Here is an 18,517-nt window from a genome sequence, read left to right as displayed (position 1 = left end):
ATGGCGAACAGCTTCAACATCACGACACTGCTCCAATCGGTCGACCAGTTGGGGCAGAACTACGTGTCGACGGCCTACCAGGCGCTGGCGAGCGCGGCGACGTCCGGCGGCGCGACGAGCGTCGCCGGCCTGCTGCTCACGCTCTACGTCATCTTCTGGGGCGTCGGGATCTGGCAGGGCACCTCGACGGGCGGTCCGGCCGACCACGCGTTTCGCCTGTTCCGCGCGGTGCTGATCTACGCGATGGCTACGAAGTGGGGCGAATTCCAGACGCTCGCCTACAATTTCCTCAACGACGGCCCCTCGGCCATCGGCAACGCGCTTCTCAGCGCAGTCACATCCGCCAACCACACCGGCACATCCGCGAACCTGAACTCGGTCAATGGGGTCCAGTCCGCCCTGCAGAACATGTGGGACACGACCAACAGCGCGACCGAGGCGTTTTTGCAGAACGCCGGCATCACCAACTGGGGTCCCTACATCTTCGCGGCGGTGTTCTACGTCGTGATGGCGATCCTGATTGGCTTTGCGATCTTTCTCATCGTCCTGTCGAAGATGTTCATGTGGCTGCTCCTTGCGCTCGCTCCGCTGTTCATCATCCTGCTGCTGTTTGCGGTCACCACGCGCTTTTTCAGCGGCTGGCTGAGCGCGCTCGTGCAGTATTTCCTGGTGCAGGTGCTCGTCTACGCTTTCCTCGCCTTCTACGTCTCGCTGATCCAGCAGACGATCGACACGCTCAACGGCGTCGCCAACTCCAAGTCGGCGACTTGGGCGACAATCGGCCCGGTCGTGCTGCTCGCGATCATCGGCATCCTGCTGCTGAGCCAAATCAACAACATGGCGGCCGCGATCGCCGGCGGCGTGCCGATTTTCTCGCCGCGCATCGGCTCGGTCATTGCGACCGCGACGGGGTATCGCCTTGGAGCCGCCACCAACCGGGCGCGCCTTGCATTCCGCAACCCGCTGAATCCGGCTTCGATGTCGCGTCGCGAGGAGCTGGCGTCACGCCAGCGCGCGCGCGTCGGCTTGCGCGCTGCCTCCTGGTCACAGTCGGCCGAGTTCCGGCGGCTGGCTGAGCAACTGCGCAATCCCGGCACCCCGCCGCCGCAAGCTGGAGGAGGTCGGCCATGACAGAGACCACCGCTTCGGAGCCGGCACGGGTCGACCCGCGCTACTACGTCGACGGGGTGACCTGGGAGCGCGACATCGCGCGGCGAAACCGAAATTCCCGCGCCCTCGCCTGGATCATTGCCACGGTGATGACCGTCGTTGCCGTCGGAGCCCTCTGCACCTTGGCACTGCTCGTCCCCCTCAAGACCTACGAGCCCTACATGGTCGTCGTCGACAAGACGACTGGCTTCGTCGAGGTGAAGCACCCGATGGCGGAGGGACCGCTCACCCAGGACGAAGCGGTCACGACCTTCAATGTCGTGCGCTACATCAAGGCGCGGGAGACCTACGACCCGAAAGCTTTGAAGGACAACTTCGACCTGGCCCAGTTGCTGGCTAGCGGAGACGCCGCACGCGAGCTCACCGAGATCTACTCGCCCGCCAATCCAAGCAATCCCGTCAAGGTCTACGGCACAAACACGGTCGTCGCCGTCACCATCAAGTCGGTGACGTTCCCGAACAACCGGACGGCCTTGGCTCGCTTTGCCACCGAGGAGAAGTCGTCGACCAACATCGTCACGCGCAACTGGGTCTCGCTCGTGCGTTTCCGCTACACATCCGCCCCCATGCGCAACGAGTGGCGTTTCGACAACCCACTCGGCTTCCAGGTGCTTGAGTATCGCCGCGATCAGGAAACGGCGCCGTCGCCGGGAACGATGGGTGCGCAGCAATGAGAATGCGGTGCGCCCTCGTCAGTGTTGCCCTCTGCATCGCGGCAAGCGCCGCCCACGCAGAAGCCTTGCCGCGGCCTGGCCGCACCGACTCGCGTGTGCGGGACGTCGCCTACAACAGGGACAACGTCACCGCGATCGACGCCAGCTACGGCACCTCGACGATGATCGAGCTGCAGCCCGATGAGAAGATCGAAACCCTGGCGCTCGGCGACTCGATCGCCTGGAAGGTCGAGCCGAACCGCACGGGTGACATCATCTTCGTCAAGCCGGTCGACAAGAATGCGATATCGAATCTCAACGTCGTCACCGACAAGCGCATCTATTTGTTTTTGCTGCGCTCGAACACGCGGCCGCCGTCAAGTCAAATCTACGCAGTGCGTTTCCGATTCCCCGACGATGAGGCAAGCGCCAAGCTTCTGGCCGAAGCCAAGCAGCGCGCCGCTAACCCCAATCTCAAAGACCTCAATATCGCGAACGCCAACAGCGACTACGGCTACAAGGGCTCATCCGCGAACAAGCCGGTCGCCGTCTTCGACGACGGGATTAAGACTTGGTTCCGCTTCGAGGGGGAGACGCCGGCGCTCTACATCGTCGACGCCGACCGCAATGAGAGCCTCGTCAACTTCCGCACCGAGGGGCCTTACGTCGTCGTCGACAAGGTCTCGCCGCAATGGACGCTGCGCAACGGCCAAGAATCGACCTGCATCTTCAATCGCCGCCTCACCAACCTGCATGAGCCGAACGGGCTTGAGCCTTACGCGCCGCAACGTGTGGGTGCGGCCATGACTGCGGGAGGCTGACGATGCCCACGCCAGACGACTACCGCTCATTCGAACTCGAAGCCGCGGCGGCGACCTCGGTGGCTCGGGACCGGACTGCGCTTGGAAATTTCCTCAAGTTCGGCATGCCGGTCGGCGCGCTCGTCGTCACGGGCTGGATGATCTACGGCACGGTGGGGCGGCGTTCACCAACCCTGATGACGCCGGATAAGGAAGAGTTCACGACCACGCAGTTTCCGGCGCCGTCGCTGTTCTCGCCGCGGACGCAGACCAACCAGGGCACGATCGTGATCCCGCAGGCGCCGGCCGAGCCGGTCCCGCCTCCTCCGGTCGCGCCGCCTCTCGCCTTGCCGGCACCGCCGCCCCCCGAGCCGCCGCTGGTGATCGCGCAGCCGAACGATGAAGCGCGCCGCCTTGCCGAACTGGAGCGGCAGCGGCAGGAGGAGGAGCGTCGCAGGTGGGAGCGGCTCCGCGCCCCGCAGGTCATCGACGACAACTCCGCGGCGGCTGCGAATACTGAGAACCCGGACGATTCAGGGAGGGCAGCGAGCGGCCCGGAGGAGGACCCCAACCGGCGGTTCCTGGCCTCGGTATCCGCCGCCGGGGTGGAGGTCTCACGTGCGACCAAGAACAACCGCACCGACGCGCTGGTGGCGCAGGGAACGATGATCCGCGGCGTGCTGGAGACAGCGCTCCAAAGCGATCTCCCGGGAATGGTGCGGGCGGTCGTCAGCGAGAATGTCTGGTCGTTCGATGGCCGCCGGGTGCTCATCCCAGCAGGCAGCCGCCTTGTCGGCGAATACAAGTCAGGCATCGCCCAGGGGCAGACCCGCGTCTTCGTGGTCTGGACGCGCATGCTGCGGTCGGATGGCATCTCGGTGCAGCTCGGGTCGAACGGTACGGACGATCTAGGCCGCGCCGGCAATTCCGGCTTCGTCGACAACCATTACCTCGAGCGCTTCGGCTCGGCTGTTGTGCTATCGCTCGTCGGCGGCGCGTCGCAGTTCCTCAGCGCTTACGGACAGAACACCAACGGCTACGGCAACGGCACGGTCATCACGACGACCGATCCTGTTACGGGCGCAGTGACGCAGACGCAGACCGGCGTGAACCAGAACCAGTTGGCCCGCCAGATCGCGGCGCAAAATGTCTCGCAAACATTGACCAACATTGCTCAGGAAGCGCTGAGAAACTCGATCAACATCCCACCGACGATCTACCTCGACCAGGGCACACGGATCATCGTCTTCGTGAGGCGCGACCTCGATTTCTCCGCGCTCTACCCGGACCCCGTCAAGGAAGCCCTGAGGGAGCTCAAGCGTGAACGCGCCCGCACGAAGCCTGACGGTCTTCATTGACCGCGCCCTCGATCCCATCCGGCCCTGGCTCGACGACGACCAGGTCGTCGAGATTTGCGCCAATGGCCCCGGCGGGGTCTGGGTGGAACGCTTCGGGCAGGCCGCGATGGAGCGCCATGAAGTGCCCAGCCTGACGGAGCAGGCCCTCCGGCACCTCGCCGAACGGGTTGCTGGGCATTCGGGGCAGAGCGTCAACGAGGAGCACCCACTGCTCTCGGCGGCGTTGCCGACGGGGGAGCGCTTCCAGGGCGTGATGCCACCGGCGACGACAACGGGAGGCGCGTTCGCTATCCGCAAGCAGGTTATCAAGGAGATGCGGCTCGACGACTATCGCAAGCTGGGGTCGTTCGAGAAGGTGACGACGGCGGGCGAGGGCACGCTGTCGGAGACTGACAGGCAGCTGTGCGAGCACCTCGACGCGGGCCGCATCGAAGACTTCATCAGGCTCGCGGTGGTCAGCCGTTACTCCATCCTTCTTTCAGGGGGGACTAGCTCCGGCAAGACCACGTTTCTCAACGCGATCCTCAAAGAAGTGCCCGTCGAGGAGCGCATCATCACCATCGAGGACACGAGAGAGGTCAACCCGCTGCAAAGGAACTACCTGCCGCTGGTCGCGTCCAAGGGCGACCAGGGCGAAGCGCGCGTCACGATCGAGACCTTGCTGCAAGCCTCGATGCGGCTGCGGCCGGACCGCATCTTCCTCGGCGAAATCCGTGGCGCCGAGGCCTACTCGTTCCTGCGCGCGATCAACACCGGCCACCCGGGCAGTATCACGACCATGCACGCCGACAGCCCGGCTGGCGCCTTCGAGCAGCTCGCCTTGATGGTCATGCAGGCTGGCCTCGGCCTGCGCCGCGACGAGATCGTCGGCTACATCAAGTCGGTGCTGCCGATCGTCGTCCAGCAAACCAAGGTCGGCGGCTGGCGCGGGACGTCGGCGGTCTATTTTTCCCGGATGGAGGAATGGCGCCAAGAGCGCGCCGGAGGGAAGGGCCGGCATGTCGCGCGTCGTCGCGTATAGGATCGGCGTCGCGATCCTCCTCTTGCTCGCCTTCTGGCTGCTGTGGAGCATGGCTTATGAGATCGCGGTCGCCTTGCGTTGGGCGCCGACGCGCTTCCCGAGCGAGGGCGCGTCGCGCTGGGCACTGTTTCGCATGCAGAACGCCGACCGCTCGGCCGACTTCTTCCTGGTCGCCTGGCGGCACTTCTACGATCGCCTCGTCTACACGCCAACTCGGGTAGAGGCTCTCATCCGCGCCGGCTACGCCGCTGCTGCGGTCGTGGCGCTCGGGTTCGGCGGGGCGCTGTTCGCCTACGTCAACCGGCGGCAGATGCCTTACGGGGCCGCGCGCTTCGGCAGCGTCATGGAGGCGGCGAAGCAAGGCCTGACGTCCAAGCACGGCATCGTGCTCGGCACGCTCGGCGGCGCGACGCTCCGCTCCAACGAGCCGGCCCACGTCCTCGTCGTGGGGCCGTCGCGTTCGGGCAAGGGCACCGGCTTCGTCCTACCGAACGGTTATCTTTGGGAGGGCTCGGCGGTTTTCTTCGACCCGAAGCGCGAGAACTTCGACGCGCTCGCGAACCATCGCGGGCGAAAAGGCAACAAGGTGTTCATGTTCTCGCCGGGCTCGAACGACACGCACCGCTACAATCCGCTCGATTTCGTGCGCCGCGACGAGCGCATGGCGACGGACTGCCTCGTCGTCGCATCGTTCGTGATTCCCGAGAAGGCAGACGACACCTGGGCGGGGGCAGGACGTCTCCTGCTATCCGCGTTGATCGGCTACGTGCTCGCCTCGCCGCTGATCGCTGGCGCGCAGCACATGCGCACCGTGGCTCGGATGACGACGACGGGCAAGGATATATCGTCCGTGCTGCGCGCGATCGTCAGGACCGAACGGCAGCATCTGCCGACCTGGGTCGTCGACAGCTTCAACCAGTACATCGCGCTCGAGCCGGAAACGCGCAACAGCGCCGTGTTCAACGTCAACATGGCGATGTCGCTGTGGAACAACGGTCTGATCTCGGCCGCCACGGAGACGTCGGACTTCGACATCCGCGAGCTGCGGCGCACACCGATGACGATCTTCATCGGCTGCACGATCGCCGAGCTGTCGATTTTCCGGCCGCTGATCCGGATTCTCTTTCAGCAGATCCACGATCTGATGATGGTGAAGATTCCCGGCGATGACGAACCGTACCAGGTCCTGCTCATGCTCGATGAATTCTACCACGTCGGGCGCATGAACTCCCTGATCTCCAAGATCACGATCAGCGCCGGCTACGGATTCCGCATGGCGATTGTCATGCAGGACCTCGCGCAGCTTGACGAGCTCTACGGCAAGAACACGCGCATCACCACGGTCTCCGGCTCGCAGATCAAGCTGTTCATTCAGATCAACGACCTCGAGACCTCGGAATTCGTCTCAGAGATGCTCGGCGAGATGACGCATGTCTACAAGACGCCGATCGAGCGGCCGGGGCAGGGCATCTTCGCACCCCGCGTCTGGGCGCCTCACTACACGCCGCGTCCGCTGCGCAGTCCGCTGGAGCTGCGGGAGATGTCGGCGCGCATCTCAATCCTGATGGTGAAGAACTCGACGTCGTTCGCGGTCACGAAGATCAGGCATTACTTGGATAAGCCCTACCGCGGCTACTTCGAGCAGGCGAAGGGCTCGCCCCCGGTCCTGCCCCGGCTGCGCGCCTGGCAAGACGAGGCCCTGCAGGGCGCGATCGATCCGGTGCCGGAACAGCAGAAGACTACGGAGGAAGCGGCGCCGTCGCCGCCGTCGCCCGCGCGCAAGCCCGCCGCCCGGCGTCAGCCGCAGCGCGCGCCGGCGAAAACTAAGGCCGAGCCGATGGCGTCGGCGAAAGCCGCACCGTTGGCTCTCAAGCCGCGACTACCCGCTGCTCGCCCGCCAGAACCCAAGCCAAGCAAGACGCTCTCGCTCGGCGAGCAGCCGTCCGCTCCCTCAGGGGAGAGCTGCGACGTGCGCGAGATCCTGGCCGCCGCGGCCCAAGAGCAGGACCACGGCTTCGACGCGATGAAGGCCATGCTGCGCGAGGCGTCGGATCCCAAGGTGCGGCAGGCAATCGAGACGCTCGGCGCCTTGCACAGCTCGTTCGGCGACGACGGGAAATAGTACCGGAGCCGCCGGAATGTCGCGCGGGCGCGAATACTCAGGCGCCGCTTTTGCTGCGGCGACGCGCCGCCGCGCCACGAGGAGCGCCGTTCCCGCGCGCTTTAGGCTTAGCGCGTGCGCGGGCGCTTCGCTTGTCCGTCAGTTCAACCCAGACAGGGGCGTGGTCGCTCGTCTTCTCCCAGCCCCTGACATTGGCATCGACCTGCGCGTCCGCCAGCCTCGCGGCGACCGACGGACTGAGCAGAAGGTGGTCGATGCGCAAGCCTGCGTTGCGCGTGTAGGCGTTACGGAAGTAGTCCCAGAACGTGTAGATCCGCTCGTCGGGGTGGAGGGTGCGTAGGGCGTCCGTCCAGCCCTGCTTCAGGAGCCGGAAATAGGCCGCGCGCGCCTCGGGCGCGAACAGCGCGTCGTCCAGCCAGCGCTCGGGCTTGTAGACGTCGAGGTCGGTCGGCATGACGTTGAAGTCGCCGGCGAGCACGGCGGGCTTCCCCGACTGCAAGAGCTCCGAAGCGTGGTCGATCAGCCTGTCGAACCAGCGCAGCTTGTAGTCGAATTTCGGGCCAGGCATGGGGTTGCCGTTGGGCAGGTAGAGGCCGCCGATGAGAATGCCGCCGACCGCGGCCTCGATGTATCGGCTGTGCGAGTCGTCGGGATCGCCGGGCAGGCCGCGCCTGGTCTCCTCGATCGGGCCGACGCGGCTCAGGATGGCGACGCCGTTCCAACTCTTCTGCCCGTGCCAGATCGCGTCGTAGCCGAGGTCGCGGATCGGCTTTTCGGGAAACTTCTCTTGCGGCGCCTTCAGCTCCTGCAGGCAGACGATGTCGGGCTGCGATTCCTCGAGCCAGCGCAGGAGGACCGGCAGCCTGCCGTTCACGCCGTTCACGTTGTAAGTCGCGACCCTCACGGCTTCCGCAGGTCCGGCAGGACCTGGTCCGCGCGCCCCCAGCCCGCGAGCGCCTTTGACGAGGCGCGCTTCAATAGCTCATTCGCGTCGCCGACGTGAAAGTGGGATGGCTTGTCGATCGTCTTCATCTCCCGCCACGTGATCGGGGCGGCGACAGGCGCTCCCGCGCGCGATCGCGCGCTGTAGGGCATGACGGCGGTGGCGCCGCGCTGGTTGCGCAGATAATCGACGAAGATGCGGCCCTTGCGCCGCGCCTTCGAGAGCGCCGCGGTGAAATGCTCCGGGTCGCTCTGCGCCACCGCTTCCGCGAGGCGGTGGGCGAAATCCTTCACCTGCGGCCATTCGGCTTTCGGCGTGAGCGGCGCGACGACGTGCACGCCCTTGCCTCCGGTCAGCATCGGGAAGGTCTCGAGGCCGATCGACTTCAGGATGTCCCTGAACTGGAATGCGGCGGCCCGCACCGCCTCGAAGGAGAGGCCTTCGTCGGGGTCGAGATCGAAGATCAGCCGGTCGGCCTTCTCGACGTCCTCAATGCGCGCCCCCCAGCCGTGGAATTCGATCGTCCCCATTTGCACGCAAGTCATCAGTCCGTCGGCGTCATCGACATACAGATACGGCTCCTCGTGGCCGTCCTTCTCGACAATGCCGACGTGGTGGACCGTCTCGCCGAAGCTGCCTGCGTCGTGCTTCTGGAAGAAGCACTTCTTCGCTCGGCCTTGCGGGCACCGGACGAGGCTGACAGGCCGGCTGCCGATCCACGGCAGCATGATCGGGCTCACCGCAGCGTAGTAGTCGGCGAGCTGGCCCTTGGTGATGTTTGATTCCGGGTAGACCACGCGGTCGCGGTTGGTGATCGCGACATTGCTCTTGGCAGCCGAGGGAACGTCGGCCGCGTGACGCTCGGTCTCGACCACGACGGCCTCAGGCCTCTTGTCTTCACGCAGGCCGAGGTAGCTCGGGTGCCTGAGCGTGCCGTCCTTGGTCATCTCCGTGTAGGCGATCTCGGCCACGAGCTCGGGGCGGAGCCAGTGCGCGCCCCGGACTTCCGCGCGCGGCGCGGGGACGGTCGGTGACTTCTGCTCGAGGGGAGCCATGATCTTCATCAGCCGGCCCAGCTCGGCCGTGTCGAAGCCGGTCCCGACCTTTCCGGCGTATCGCAGTTTGCCGCCGTCGTGAACGGCAAGGATCAGGGAGCGAAACGCGCGCCGTTTGTCCGACGGCGTCCATCCGGCGACTACGAACTCCTGGCGCTTGATGCATTTGGTCTTGACCCAACTGCCCGACCGCGCGCCGACGTATTTCGAGTTTCCCAGCTTCGAGACGACGCCCTCGAGGCCCGCTGCGCAGAAGCGCTCCAGCAGCTTCTCGCCGCTGCCCTCGATGTGGTCGGAGTAGCGGATGCGGTGAGCCTGGGCGGGGAGGATGGTCTTCAGTCGCGCCTTGCGATCGAGAAGCGGGAGGCGCGTGAGATCCTCCCCATTCACCTCGAGGAGGTCGAAAGCGAAATAGTCGATGTCCTCTCGAGCCGCTTTCAGTGCGTTCTGCAGCGCCTGGAAGTTGGACCGGCCGTCGGCGTCGAGCACCACTGCCTCGCCGTCTATCAGCGCCGACTTGACGCGGAGCTTGCTTGCCTCCGCGGCAATTCCGGGGAAGCGGTCGGACCAGTCGAGCCCTGACCGGGTGTAGCAGCGCACCTTGCCGCCCCCGACCGCGAGGAGGGTGCGGTAGCCGTCGTACTTCATTTCGTGGATCCAGTCCGTGTCCGCCGGGATGGCGTCGACGAGTGTGGCGAGCTGAACAGGCCGGAACGGAGGAGGCGCGTGCACCTTGACGTTTCTGCCGCTTTGAACCGGCTCGGCGGCGCGGGGTCTCTTCTTCGTTGCTATGCGCGCCATTCGCCAGACTAACCCTCTTTACAAGCCTGTTTGGACTTCGGCATACCTTGCGTCTCTGCGCGCCGCCGCTGAATCTGCCCCTCTCGCCGGAGAGGATTGTTTCCATTGGGTATTCTGCTTCCAGACTCAAGTATCGAAAGCGCTCAAAGTTTCAAGCGCTGCGGGAGACCAAAGGAAGGACATCCCTCGCGCTCTTCAAGGGGTTAACCGGGCGGATAGGGCGGACTACCTAATACGCGGACCATAATAGGAAGCCGGGCCAGAGACCGGTCCATGGTATACGAGCGCCAGCCTGCCGTCGCTGCTCGGAGACAACATCGGATAGGCAGACTCTTTAAAAGTTTGTTAGAGGTAGTCCATGACTGAAATTCGCCGGCGCCGACCCCAAATACGCAGACACGGCCAGGGAGCGCTCAGTTGCCGACTAGAAGGAATTTCGAGATTTCCGGCACCATAGGCGCATGGCTAGTACGCCATAACGGCAAGGCAGAGTACGTCACAAGGGAAGCCGCGTTCTAGCCGCAATCGCAGCGGCCTCACATGCGCGGGAAGGCCATGAAGTGACGGTGACGGCGCCTTCCAGCCAGACTACGGCCTGCGCCTGCCAATTAGGAACTCCTTGAGAGCCAGGAAGGTCAAACGCCCTCAGGACGCCGGGGTTCTGCCTCGGGCCCGGACAGTGCGCCCCCCGCGTTCCGCTGGCATGGGCCAGGGCGGCGACGGCGGCAAGCCAAGGGACTCACGCACGGGACCAAACGAGCGCCTGTGGGCAGCGCAGGCGCCGAGCCTAAAAAGAGCGTCGTAATGGGCGCGCACGGGATAACCTTTGTGCTCGGCAAATCCGTAGCCGGGATGACGCGACTCGAGCGTTCGCATCAGCGCATCGCGCGAGACCTTAGCCAAAATGGAAGCTGCGGCGATGCTGGCGGACTTGGCATCGCCCTTGATAATTGCCTGCTGCGGGATCGCTACCTCTTTCAAACATTTTGCGTCGATCAGCAGATGCTGCGGAGTTACGCCCAGCGCTTCAACAGCCCGCCGCATGGCGAGGATGCCGGCCCAGTAGATGTTGAGGGTGTCGATCTCCTCGACCTCGACAAATGCGACGGACCATGCCTCCGCCTTTTCCTTGATCTCAATCGCGAGAGCCTCCCGCGAACTCGCGTCCAGCTTTTTTGAATCGTCGATACCGATTATACGCGTGCCAGGCTTCAGGATCACCGCAGCAGCGGAAACTGGCCCGGCAAGCGGACTCATTCCGGCCTCATCGACGCCCGCGACCGCATCCAACCCCTGGTCCCAGAGAAGCGTTTCAAAGCGAAGTATCTTGCGAAGCCGCTGTCCTTCGGACCGATTTTCGAAGCGGCGCTTTTCAACCGATGCGAGGATCGCCCGCGCGCCCGCGCGGGTGTCGGCGCGCAGGATTTTCTCAAGGCTGACCTCGAGCGGCCTGCCTTCGACGACGTAGCGCTGACGGAGCTTGTCCAGTAAATACCTGGTCATGTCAGAGGTGTCGCCAAGCTTTGTGGCGAATATCTGAAATTCAGCGCCAGCGGCAATAAACATGGAGGCCGGGCGCAGCGACGCTTGAATCGAGTGTGAAATCTCAAAACGCTTCGGAATGTGTCAAGCGATCAGTGCCGCCCGCATCCCGCCGGCCGGCCTTACGTTATTGCCCTGCCTCTTGCGCCTGACCCGTGGACGGTCTTCAACGGTGGCCCGGCCTTGGCGGAAAGCTCATTATAGTTCGCCGTTTTTGATGGCGTCGCTGAAAGCAACCGACTGGCCGATATCACAGTCGTGATAGATTTTGCCAACCGCTCGGCTCATTCAGCCTGCGCACGAAAACAATACATCATTCTGCAATCTCGTTTTCGGAACAAGCTGAGGCAAATGACTTCGTTCCTGCAAGCTTAATGGGACGGCGATGTGCGGTTCAATCGCTAGCCCCGGTCCCAGGCACGCTTATGCTCACTTCGAAGCCTTGCTTGATCGCTAGCGATGCGACGGCGACGGCAGCTTCGAACGCTGCTTCCTTCGTGGCATATTCGTTGTCTGCTTGGCCGTCGTGAAGCACGGTCCATGACTTGCCTCTTTCCACGATTTCGTAATTAACTAAGCGCATGTTATCCTCCGGTGTTGCGATGATCGGAGCCAATTGCAAACGCTGCCTATCGTTCCCCGATCCCGACGGTCAAACACACTCTGGCTGGAACCGACGCGCTTGCGACGATCCACGCCAGCGCTCATGATAGGGATCGTTCAACAGGAGTTTCCGACAGTGGAATTGGTACTGTGAAGTGGTTCAACGGACAAAAAGGCTATGGCTTTATTGAGCCGGACGGCGGTGGCAAGGACGTGTTCGTCCATATCTCGGCGGTCGAAAGGGCTGGCCTCTCGCATCTGAACGAGGGACAGAAAGTCAGCTAAGACGTCGTCGCGAACCGCGGCAAAGAAAGCGCGGAAAACCTCCGGATCGATTGATCCTCCAGCCGCCGGTCACGGCCGGCGAAGTGTGATCCCGTACCCGGCCCCCTGAAGTCCGAACTCAGTGCTTGTCCGATGCTGCTTTGAAACCCCGGAAGAAGTCGTTTCAACAACATAAAAGTCCAACCTCCGCAGTCAACGGAGAAGCTTCGTTCGAATCGCCGTCGCGATGGCATGCGCTTTGCTGACTGCACCAAGTTTTTCGCGCGCCGCCATAATATGCTTAGTGACGGTTGAGGTTGAGATTCCAAGAATCGCTGAAATCTCCCAGTTCGTCTTTCCCTCGCCTGCCCACAGCAGACAATCCCATTCCCGTGGGGTCAGATTTTTACTGACCCGTTGCCAGGCCGCAAGTCGATGCAAATGCCGGCCTAAGGCGTAGCTGGCGGCAAAGTTCAGCACTGATAGATCGTCCAATGACGAAAGTATTTCCGGTCCGCCGAACGACAGAGAAACGATCTCACCATCTGTTGTATGAATCGGCACAACGTAACCGTCGCGCAATCCGAATTCCGTGCTTTCGCCTCGTATCAGGCTAACGTTGCTACGCTGAGAGCACCTCTTATAGGCCTTTCGCCAGGTGAACGGCGCCCGTTCGTGAAGAAGGTACTGAATGATCGGATCGCGAAATACGTACCCCTCCGTGCTATAGCGATCTATCCATTGGGCTGGAAAGCGCTGAAACAGTATTCGTGAGCGAAGTTCAGCCAATGGCGCTGGGCGTGTCGGCACGATGCCTGCAAAGAGACCGGTAAGGCCGAACCCGGCTGCGAGCCTCAAAAGGCAGTCTTCGATTTCGGCCGCAGTTCTCGTCTGCTCCATGGCCTCGATAAAGTGGACGGTTTGGCTTAAGCGGTCCGACATTCGTTAGGGTCTCACCCCATAACTTGCGGAGGTCGCCTCGACGTCAGGTCTGTCGAGCAACCCGTTACCTTCATCAACAACACCCGCGCGGTACTTCCGTCGAGATTCGATGAGGGCATTTTTAGGATAGGAGGTGCGTACCTCGCCATGTGACCCGAGAAACCAAAGATATATTAGGTCTATATCTTATACATGCAGGAATGCAATACAGTACAAAAACGCTTCGGCCGGTGCCGCGACGTTTTCACGTGAACGAAGCTAGAATTAGCTCGGGCTAAGGCGGGTTACACGAGTAACGCTTTTGATGCATCCGACGTTGCGAGCACAGATGCTTTCTGCGACAATTGTGGCCGCGGCTGCGACGAAATCAAGCAACTCATCGCCGCTTCGGACTAGGAATATATTCCATAATCGATCTTATGCGAATCTATAAAGTAGCGCTGAATTTCTTTCACAAATCGTACCGCTGCCGCGCTGCTTTACACGATAGGTTATGGGCACATTCGCTCGGTCTGGCGCTGGGAGCATTGTTCGTGGCTTCCTTCGTATTGCACTGGCTGGCGAGCGAGGCAGCAGCGAATGAAGAGGCCGTCCAGCACGGCGCCATGCCGGTTTCGATCATCGCTCATCTCGGGAGCTTCAGCGGCAAGGATTTCATCGTCGGACCCGGTGGGCAGTAAGTCCGTGCGACGCTGTTGCGAGGTCGCAAAACTGGCCTCAAGCGTTGCGATGTCGTATTTCGAGAGCGCGGCTTCAATGTCGGCGGCAGTGGCGGCGGCGGACGGAGTTTCCTTCGAGCGAGCAAGCATGTAAACTCTTTTAGATGATCTGGTCAATGCGTTGGCGACATCTCATTCGTGCCTTCGTTGCCGCTGCTCGAAGACTCCCGATACCGCTAGAGACTACGACGCAGGGATACTGCTCAGCCTTATAAGGCCAACCAGCGTCTGCCGGAATAGGGACGGCGCTGATTTCTAATGGCTCCCAATCAAGCACGTGCCACACATCATCGTCGTCTTCGTTCTCAGTCTTCTCAACTTTATGGATTGCGTATCCAACTGAGACGTTACGGATGATGCCGTCGAGAGATCATGGTCTTCCTGCACAGCAACGGCGTCGGCACCGCCCGGGCGGTGCGGATCTTTAAAACCTACGGCGCCGAAGCCGTGCAGATCATGTCGGAGAACCCATACCGACTGGCGCGGGATATCCGGGGCATCGGATTTAAAACAGCCGATGCGATCGCGATGAAGCTCGGCATTGAGAAAACCGCCATGATCCGGGTTCGGGCTGGCATTTCCTATGCACTGACCGAGGCGACGGACCAGGGACACTGTGGTCTGCCCGCGGAAGATCTGACTAAGCTAGCCGAGAAGTTGCTCGAGATTTCAGTGGATCTGGTGCGGACGGCACTAGCTTTGGAGTTGACCGAGGGAACGGTCATCGCAGATAGCGTGGACGAAACCCCTGGCGTATTCCTTGCCGGACTGTTCCGGGCGGAGCGCGCCATTTCCGAAAAGCTGACCCGGCTTGCAAATGGGACACTTCCCTGGAGCTGGATTGATCCCGATAAGGCATTGCCTTGGGTTGAAGAGCGAATTGGACTGGCGCTTGCCGAAACCCAGGTCACCGCGATTCGGCTCGCCCTCATGTCTAAGGTGCTGGTGATGACCGGCTGCCCAGGCGTAGGCAAAACCACCATCGTTAAAGGTGTTTTGCGGATCCTCACAGCAAAAGGAGTGCGCCTCCTATTGTGCGCTCCGACCGGACGAGCGGCAAAGCGCATGACCGAAGCGACCGGTTTCGAAGCCAAGACGATACACCGGCTGCTGGAGGTTGATTCTAAAGGTGGGGGTTGCAAGCGGGGGGACGACAACCCGCTCGACTGCGACCTCCTCGTTGTCGACGAGGCTTCGATGGTCGATGTGATGCTGATGAGGCTCTCACGAAGGCCCTGCCAAATGCCGCAGCATTGCTGATCGTCGGTGATATCGACCAACTTCCGTCGGTGGGACCGGGCCAAGTGCTTGCGGATATCATTTCTTCGGGGGCCTTACCCGTGGTGCGCCTAACTGAGGTCTTTCGACAGGCAGCTCAGAGCCGGATCATCACCACTGCACATCGCATCAATCAGGGCTTCATTCCCGATCTTACGCAGCCGGAAGGCGAAAGTGACTTTTACTTTGTTCCGGCAGAAGAACCGGAAACGGCAGTGCTGCGGATTGTCGAATTGGTAAAGACGCGCATCCCCAAGCGCTTCGGTCTCGACCCCATTCGCGACATTCAGGTGCTCTGCCCTATGAACCGAGGCGGGGTCGGCGCGCGGTCACTTAATATCGAACTGCAAGCTGCGCTCAATCCGGCAGGACCAAATAAGGTCGAGCGGTTTGGCTGCACATTTGCTCCCGGCGACGAGGTGATGCAGATCGAGAACGACTACGAATGCGATTTTGCGTTAGTCAAAGTCATGCCGTGGGGAGCGGTTCCTAAATCTCTGGGACGAGCGGCAACCACGTTCGTCCAGACTATCATGCTCCGTCGCGCAATTTCTGTTGTGAATTTGAGAAGGCGGATAAGGTCCACACCGTGAAGGACCTTTGAACAGGCTCCAAAAGCTGAGAGACGATGCTGATGATTGCCCTCCTCATAAGCAAGCTCGCAACCGACCCGCATAAGCGCAAGGCATTCCCAGCTCGCAGAAGACTTCAGAGCGATGATTGCAACGCTGGAAACGACCATCAAGGAAGCAACGGGCGATTCCTTCGCCTAAAGTTGAGCCGCATCTGCGCTAATGCCGCAGATACCGCGCACCGCCTCGTTCCCTCATAGGCTGCCTATCCGACGGTTTGTTAACGGCGGGCTTAACCGCGCTGCGCAAGCGCTTCATCGTAAACTCGATCTCGCCGCCGGGAAGTTCGCGCCATCGACGGCGCTCATGTACGCAGCGGCCGGCCAGCGATCCAAAAACGCCCTCGCCGTCTGACGGGCTTGGTCTTAAGGCTGGGTAAAGGTCTCGCGCGCGTAGCCGTCCTCGGCCTTCGCCTGCCGGCGCCGGGCGGCCATCCGATCGGCCAGATCTCTCGGTGTACGGTTGGCCATCGCGGTGCCTACCGAAAGTAGTCGGTACTATTTCCTATTCTCTGCGTGCACCTGGATGTGAAACAATGGATTGGCAAACTCGTCTGTGACTTCCAACTGCCACGTTTGGCCTGGTTCGAAATCGCCATCCATATCCTGAAGAATTTGGCCGGCCATTATCGTCGCTTCTTTCCAAGCTGCGTGCTTGTCGGCCAAGCTCCTCGCCAACGGGGTCTGAATGATTTTTCCACCTAAAATATTAAAGCAATAGCGCGGCACGGACAATCTTCTGCCCGCAAAGGCCGGGAGAGCCATTTCGGTTCCCTCTTTTTCAAGTTCCCGACGCGGCTGACGGGCCGAGCAGCTGGGCGTACTGCTCTTTGATCGTTTCGTAACACTCGCAGGCGCTCTCCCTTAGACCTTCAACGTCGAGGATTTGTATTTTTCCCGCCGTGTAACTGAGCATTCCAGCTTGTTGAAGCGTGTGGGCAACGGTCGTCACGCTCGTCCGCCGAACACCTAGCATTTCAGCTAGAAACTCTTGCGTGAATGGAAGGTGGTCGCTTCCCGACAAATCACGGGCTCGAAGTAGCCAACGGCAAAGCCGGGCCTCGACTTCATGATTTGCCATGCAAGCTGTTGACTGCTGCGCTTGCGCAAACAGCGTCTGCTCATGTCGCATGACCCTTGATATCAATTTCTCGGATTGTAGCGCCGTGCCTTTAAATGCCGCCGGATCACAAACCATGGCGTCGCCGCTCAATTGAACGATGGCACGACTTAGCGCAACCTTTCCATCCAGCGCGGACGCGATGCCAACGGCACCGTCCTTGCCCACCATTGCGGCCTCGGTGGTTTCGCCTGTTGCGAGGGTGACCACGAGAGAGATGACTGCATCAATTGGGAAATAGACCGCTTTGATCGTCTCGCCAACTTCATGCAGCACGGTCTTTTGAGTCAGATGGGTGGCTTTGAGATGAAGTCGTAAGGCTGCGACGTCACTGTCCGACAAAGACGCAAGGATCGCGTTGGATTGCAACATTTCTGCGCTCCAGTTCGCATTAAGGCGGGAGCGCAAGAACTCTCAGTTGCCAGAGCCCAATTGTCGTGGCTTGTCCGTCGTCAGAACATTTGGCGCAGATGGCTGCTTGATTTAGCGGAGTGTCCGCCTCTGGTTGGTGATGTTAAGCGACGAGCTTGCGGTGTTGCAAGCGCCTGAATTGGATTGTCTGTCGTTTGATCCTTTCGCGTTGTTCGATGATGGCAGAGGCCCTACCGAAGTAGGCGTCGGCCGGCGTGACGTTGCCGAGGCTCTCGTGATAGCGGCGATGATTGTAATGTTCGACGAAGGCCTCGATCTGGTGTTCGAGATCGCCGGGCAGGAAGTAGTTTTCCAGCAGGATGCGGTTCTTGAGCGTCTGGTGCCAGCGCTCGATCTTGCCCTGGGTCTGCGGGTGAAGCGGCGCTCCGCGAACATGACTCATACCGTTGGCGCCGATCCATTCAGCGAGTTCGGCCGCGATGTAAGACGGCCCGTTGTCGCTGAGCAGCTTTGGCTTGTGCGGCACCCTGGCGCTGTCGCAGCCTGATGCCGTGAGCGCCAGTTCCAGTGTGTCGGTGACATCCTCGGCCCGCATGGTCGTGCACAGCTTCCAGGCGATGATATAGCGGGAGAAGTCGTCGAGCACGGTCGACAGATAGACCCAGCCCCAGCCGATGATCTTGAAGTAAGTGAAGTCGGTCTGCCACATCTCGTTGGGCCGCGTCGTCTTGTCCTTGAACTCGTCGGCAGCCTTGATCACCACGAATGCCGGGCTAGGGATGAGATCGTAGGCCTTGAGCAGGCGATAGACGGTGGCTTCCGAGACGAAGTAGCGCTTCTCGTCGGTGAATCGCACCGCCAATTCGCGCGGCGACAGCTCGGATTGCTCCAGCGCCAATTCGATGATCTGAGCCTGGATGTTGTCGCCGATGCGGTTCCAGACCCGGCTCGGCCGGGAAGGACGATCCTCCAACGCTTCGGGCCCGCCTTCAAGGTAGCGGTCATACCAGCGGTAGAAGGTGCGCCGGGCAATGCCGAGCTGATCGAGCGTCTTCTTCGCGGGAAGATGCGACTGCTCAATCATCCTGATGATCTCGAGCTTCTCAGATGCGGGGTATCTCAT

At 61.6% G+C, this 18,517-nt stretch carries 16 protein-coding genes and 2 pseudogenes; 9 read left to right on the top strand and 9 right to left on the bottom strand.

Annotated elements, in window-relative coordinates:
• Genes AC1RT6_RS18555 through AC1RT6_RS18530 form a run of 6 tightly spaced genes read left to right on the top strand, consistent with a single transcriptional unit; the run spans nt 1 to nt 7,124 of the window.
• A complete protein-coding gene (locus AC1RT6_RS18555) occupies nt 1-1,131 on the top strand; it encodes a TrbL/VirB6 family protein (RefSeq protein WP_472791650.1) in 1,131 nt (376 codons plus the stop codon).
• Nucleotides 1,128-1,844, top strand: coding sequence for a VirB8 family type IV secretion system protein (locus AC1RT6_RS18550; protein WP_472791651.1), 717 nt, complete (start codon nt 1,128-1,130; stop codon nt 1,842-1,844). The genes AC1RT6_RS18555 and AC1RT6_RS18550 overlap by 4 nt, the downstream gene beginning before the upstream one ends.
• Nucleotides 1,841-2,644: a P-type conjugative transfer protein VirB9 gene (virB9, locus tag AC1RT6_RS18545; RefSeq protein WP_493029587.1), complete on the top strand. Its 804-nt coding sequence runs from the start codon at nt 1,841-1,843 to the stop codon at nt 2,642-2,644. Before AC1RT6_RS18550 ends, virB9 begins: the two co-directional genes overlap by 4 nt.
• Nucleotides 2,645-2,646: 2 nt before the next feature.
• The gene (gene virB10 / locus AC1RT6_RS18540; protein WP_493029586.1) at nt 2,647-3,981 is read left to right on the top strand and encodes a type IV secretion system protein VirB10; all 1,335 of its coding nucleotides are present in this window, start codon (nt 2,647-2,649) and stop codon (nt 3,979-3,981) included.
• Nucleotides 3,944-5,002 (top strand): P-type DNA transfer ATPase VirB11, encoded by a 1,059-nt coding sequence (gene virB11 / locus AC1RT6_RS18535; protein WP_472791654.1) that lies wholly within the window; start codon nt 3,944-3,946, stop codon nt 5,000-5,002. Before virB10 ends, virB11 begins: the two co-directional genes overlap by 38 nt.
• Complete coding sequence (locus AC1RT6_RS18530; protein WP_472791655.1) at nt 4,980-7,124, top strand: type IV secretory system conjugative DNA transfer family protein; 2,145 nt, start codon at nt 4,980-4,982, stop codon at nt 7,122-7,124. Before virB11 ends, AC1RT6_RS18530 begins: the two co-directional genes overlap by 23 nt.
• Before the next feature lie 37 nt (nt 7,125-7,161).
• Here the strand turns inward: AC1RT6_RS18530 and xth are convergent, their stop codons facing one another.
• The 4 genes from xth to AC1RT6_RS18510 form a co-directional block, all read right to left on the bottom strand.
• Nucleotides 7,162-8,028: an exodeoxyribonuclease III gene (xth, locus tag AC1RT6_RS18525; RefSeq protein ID WP_472791656.1), complete on the bottom strand. Its 867-nt coding sequence runs from the start codon at nt 8,026-8,028 to the stop codon at nt 7,162-7,164.
• Complete coding sequence (gene ligD / locus AC1RT6_RS18520) at nt 8,025-9,923, bottom strand: DNA ligase D (protein ID WP_472791657.1); 1,899 nt, start codon at nt 9,921-9,923, stop codon at nt 8,025-8,027. Before ligD ends, xth begins: the two co-directional genes overlap by 4 nt.
• A gap of 645 nt (nt 9,924-10,568) precedes the next feature.
• Nucleotides 10,569-11,426 carry a ribonuclease HII gene (rnhB, locus tag AC1RT6_RS18515; RefSeq protein ID WP_493029585.1) on the bottom strand — a complete coding sequence of 286 codons (858 nt, stop codon included), beginning with the start codon at nt 11,424-11,426 and terminating at the stop codon, nt 10,569-10,571.
• 433 nt (nt 11,427-11,859) lie between these two features.
• Complete coding sequence (locus AC1RT6_RS18510) at nt 11,860-12,048, bottom strand: hypothetical protein (RefSeq protein WP_472791659.1); 189 nt, start codon at nt 12,046-12,048, stop codon at nt 11,860-11,862.
• A 161-nt stretch (nt 12,049-12,209) separates the two neighbouring features.
• Between AC1RT6_RS18510 and AC1RT6_RS18505 the strand changes: the two genes are divergently transcribed.
• Nucleotides 12,210-12,353, top strand: a complete 144-nt coding sequence (locus AC1RT6_RS18505) for a cold-shock protein (RefSeq protein WP_472791814.1) — start codon at nt 12,210-12,212, stop codon at nt 12,351-12,353.
• A 192-nt stretch (nt 12,354-12,545) separates the two neighbouring features.
• On the opposite strand, the gene AC1RT6_RS18500 is transcribed toward AC1RT6_RS18505, so the two are convergent.
• Nucleotides 12,546-13,274, bottom strand: coding sequence for a helix-turn-helix transcriptional regulator (locus tag AC1RT6_RS18500; protein WP_493029584.1), 729 nt, complete (start codon nt 13,272-13,274; stop codon nt 12,546-12,548).
• A gap of 419 nt (nt 13,275-13,693) precedes the next feature.
• Between AC1RT6_RS18500 and AC1RT6_RS18495 the strand changes: the two genes are divergently transcribed.
• Entirely contained in the window at nt 13,694-13,954 is a 261-nt protein-coding gene (locus tag AC1RT6_RS18495; RefSeq protein ID WP_472791661.1) for a DUF6766 family protein, read from the top strand.
• Between the two features lie 411 nt (nt 13,955-14,365).
• Nucleotides 14,366-15,864, top strand: a pseudogene (recD2, locus tag AC1RT6_RS18490) (SF1B family DNA helicase RecD2).
• 276 nt (nt 15,865-16,140) lie between these two features.
• On the opposite strand, the pseudogene AC1RT6_RS18485 reads toward recD2, so the two are convergent.
• The 4 genes and pseudogenes from AC1RT6_RS18485 to AC1RT6_RS18470 form a co-directional block, all read right to left on the bottom strand.
• Nucleotides 16,141-16,373, bottom strand: a pseudogene (locus AC1RT6_RS18485) (hypothetical protein); the annotation flags it as partial.
• Between the two features lie 27 nt (nt 16,374-16,400).
• Nucleotides 16,401-16,667 carry a DUF6894 family protein gene (locus AC1RT6_RS18480; RefSeq protein ID WP_472791662.1) on the bottom strand — a complete coding sequence of 89 codons (267 nt, stop codon included), beginning with the start codon at nt 16,665-16,667 and terminating at the stop codon, nt 16,401-16,403.
• 16 nt (nt 16,668-16,683) lie between these two features.
• A complete protein-coding gene (locus AC1RT6_RS18475; RefSeq protein ID WP_472791663.1) occupies nt 16,684-17,394 on the bottom strand; it encodes a Crp/Fnr family transcriptional regulator in 711 nt (236 codons plus the stop codon).
• 142 nt (nt 17,395-17,536) lie between these two features.
• Nucleotides 17,537-18,517, bottom strand: a 981-nt coding sequence (locus AC1RT6_RS18470) for an IS3 family transposase (RefSeq protein ID WP_493029583.1), incomplete at its 5' end; no start/stop codon positions are given.

It is taken from the genome of Nitrobacter sp. MLSD-S21 (assembly GCF_058809865.1).
This window is presented reverse-complemented; position numbering and strand designations above follow the sequence as displayed.

Coding starts and splice junctions, on each gene's coding strand:
- AC1RT6_RS18555 (WP_472791650.1), top strand. CDS start 1: ATGGCGAACAGCTTCAACATCACGACACTGCTCCAATCGGTCGACCAG.
- AC1RT6_RS18550 (WP_472791651.1), top strand. CDS start 1,128: ATGACAGAGACCACCGCTTCGGAGCCGGCACGGGTCGACCCGCGCTAC.
- virB9 (WP_493029587.1), top strand. CDS start 1,841: ATGAGAATGCGGTGCGCCCTCGTCAGTGTTGCCCTCTGCATCGCGGCA.
- virB10 (WP_493029586.1), top strand. CDS start 2,647: ATGCCCACGCCAGACGACTACCGCTCATTCGAACTCGAAGCCGCGGCG.
- AC1RT6_RS18530 (WP_472791655.1), top strand. CDS start 4,980: ATGTCGCGCGTCGTCGCGTATAGGATCGGCGTCGCGATCCTCCTCTTG.
- ligD (WP_472791657.1), bottom strand. CDS start 9,923: ATGGCGCGCATAGCAACGAAGAAGAGACCCCGCGCCGCCGAGCCGGTT.
- rnhB (WP_493029585.1), bottom strand. CDS start 11,426: ATGACCAGGTATTTACTGGACAAGCTCCGTCAGCGCTACGTCGTCGAA.
- AC1RT6_RS18510 (WP_472791659.1), bottom strand. CDS start 12,048: ATGCGCTTAGTTAATTACGAAATCGTGGAAAGAGGCAAGTCATGGACC.
- AC1RT6_RS18500 (WP_493029584.1), bottom strand. CDS start 13,274: ATGTCGGACCGCTTAAGCCAAACCGTCCACTTTATCGAGGCCATGGAG.
- AC1RT6_RS18495 (WP_472791661.1), top strand. CDS start 13,694: ATGCGAATCTATAAAGTAGCGCTGAATTTCTTTCACAAATCGTACCGC.
- AC1RT6_RS18480 (WP_472791662.1), bottom strand. CDS start 16,667: ATGGCTCTCCCGGCCTTTGCGGGCAGAAGATTGTCCGTGCCGCGCTAT.
- AC1RT6_RS18475 (WP_472791663.1), bottom strand. CDS start 17,394: ATGTTGCAATCCAACGCGATCCTTGCGTCTTTGTCGGACAGTGACGTC.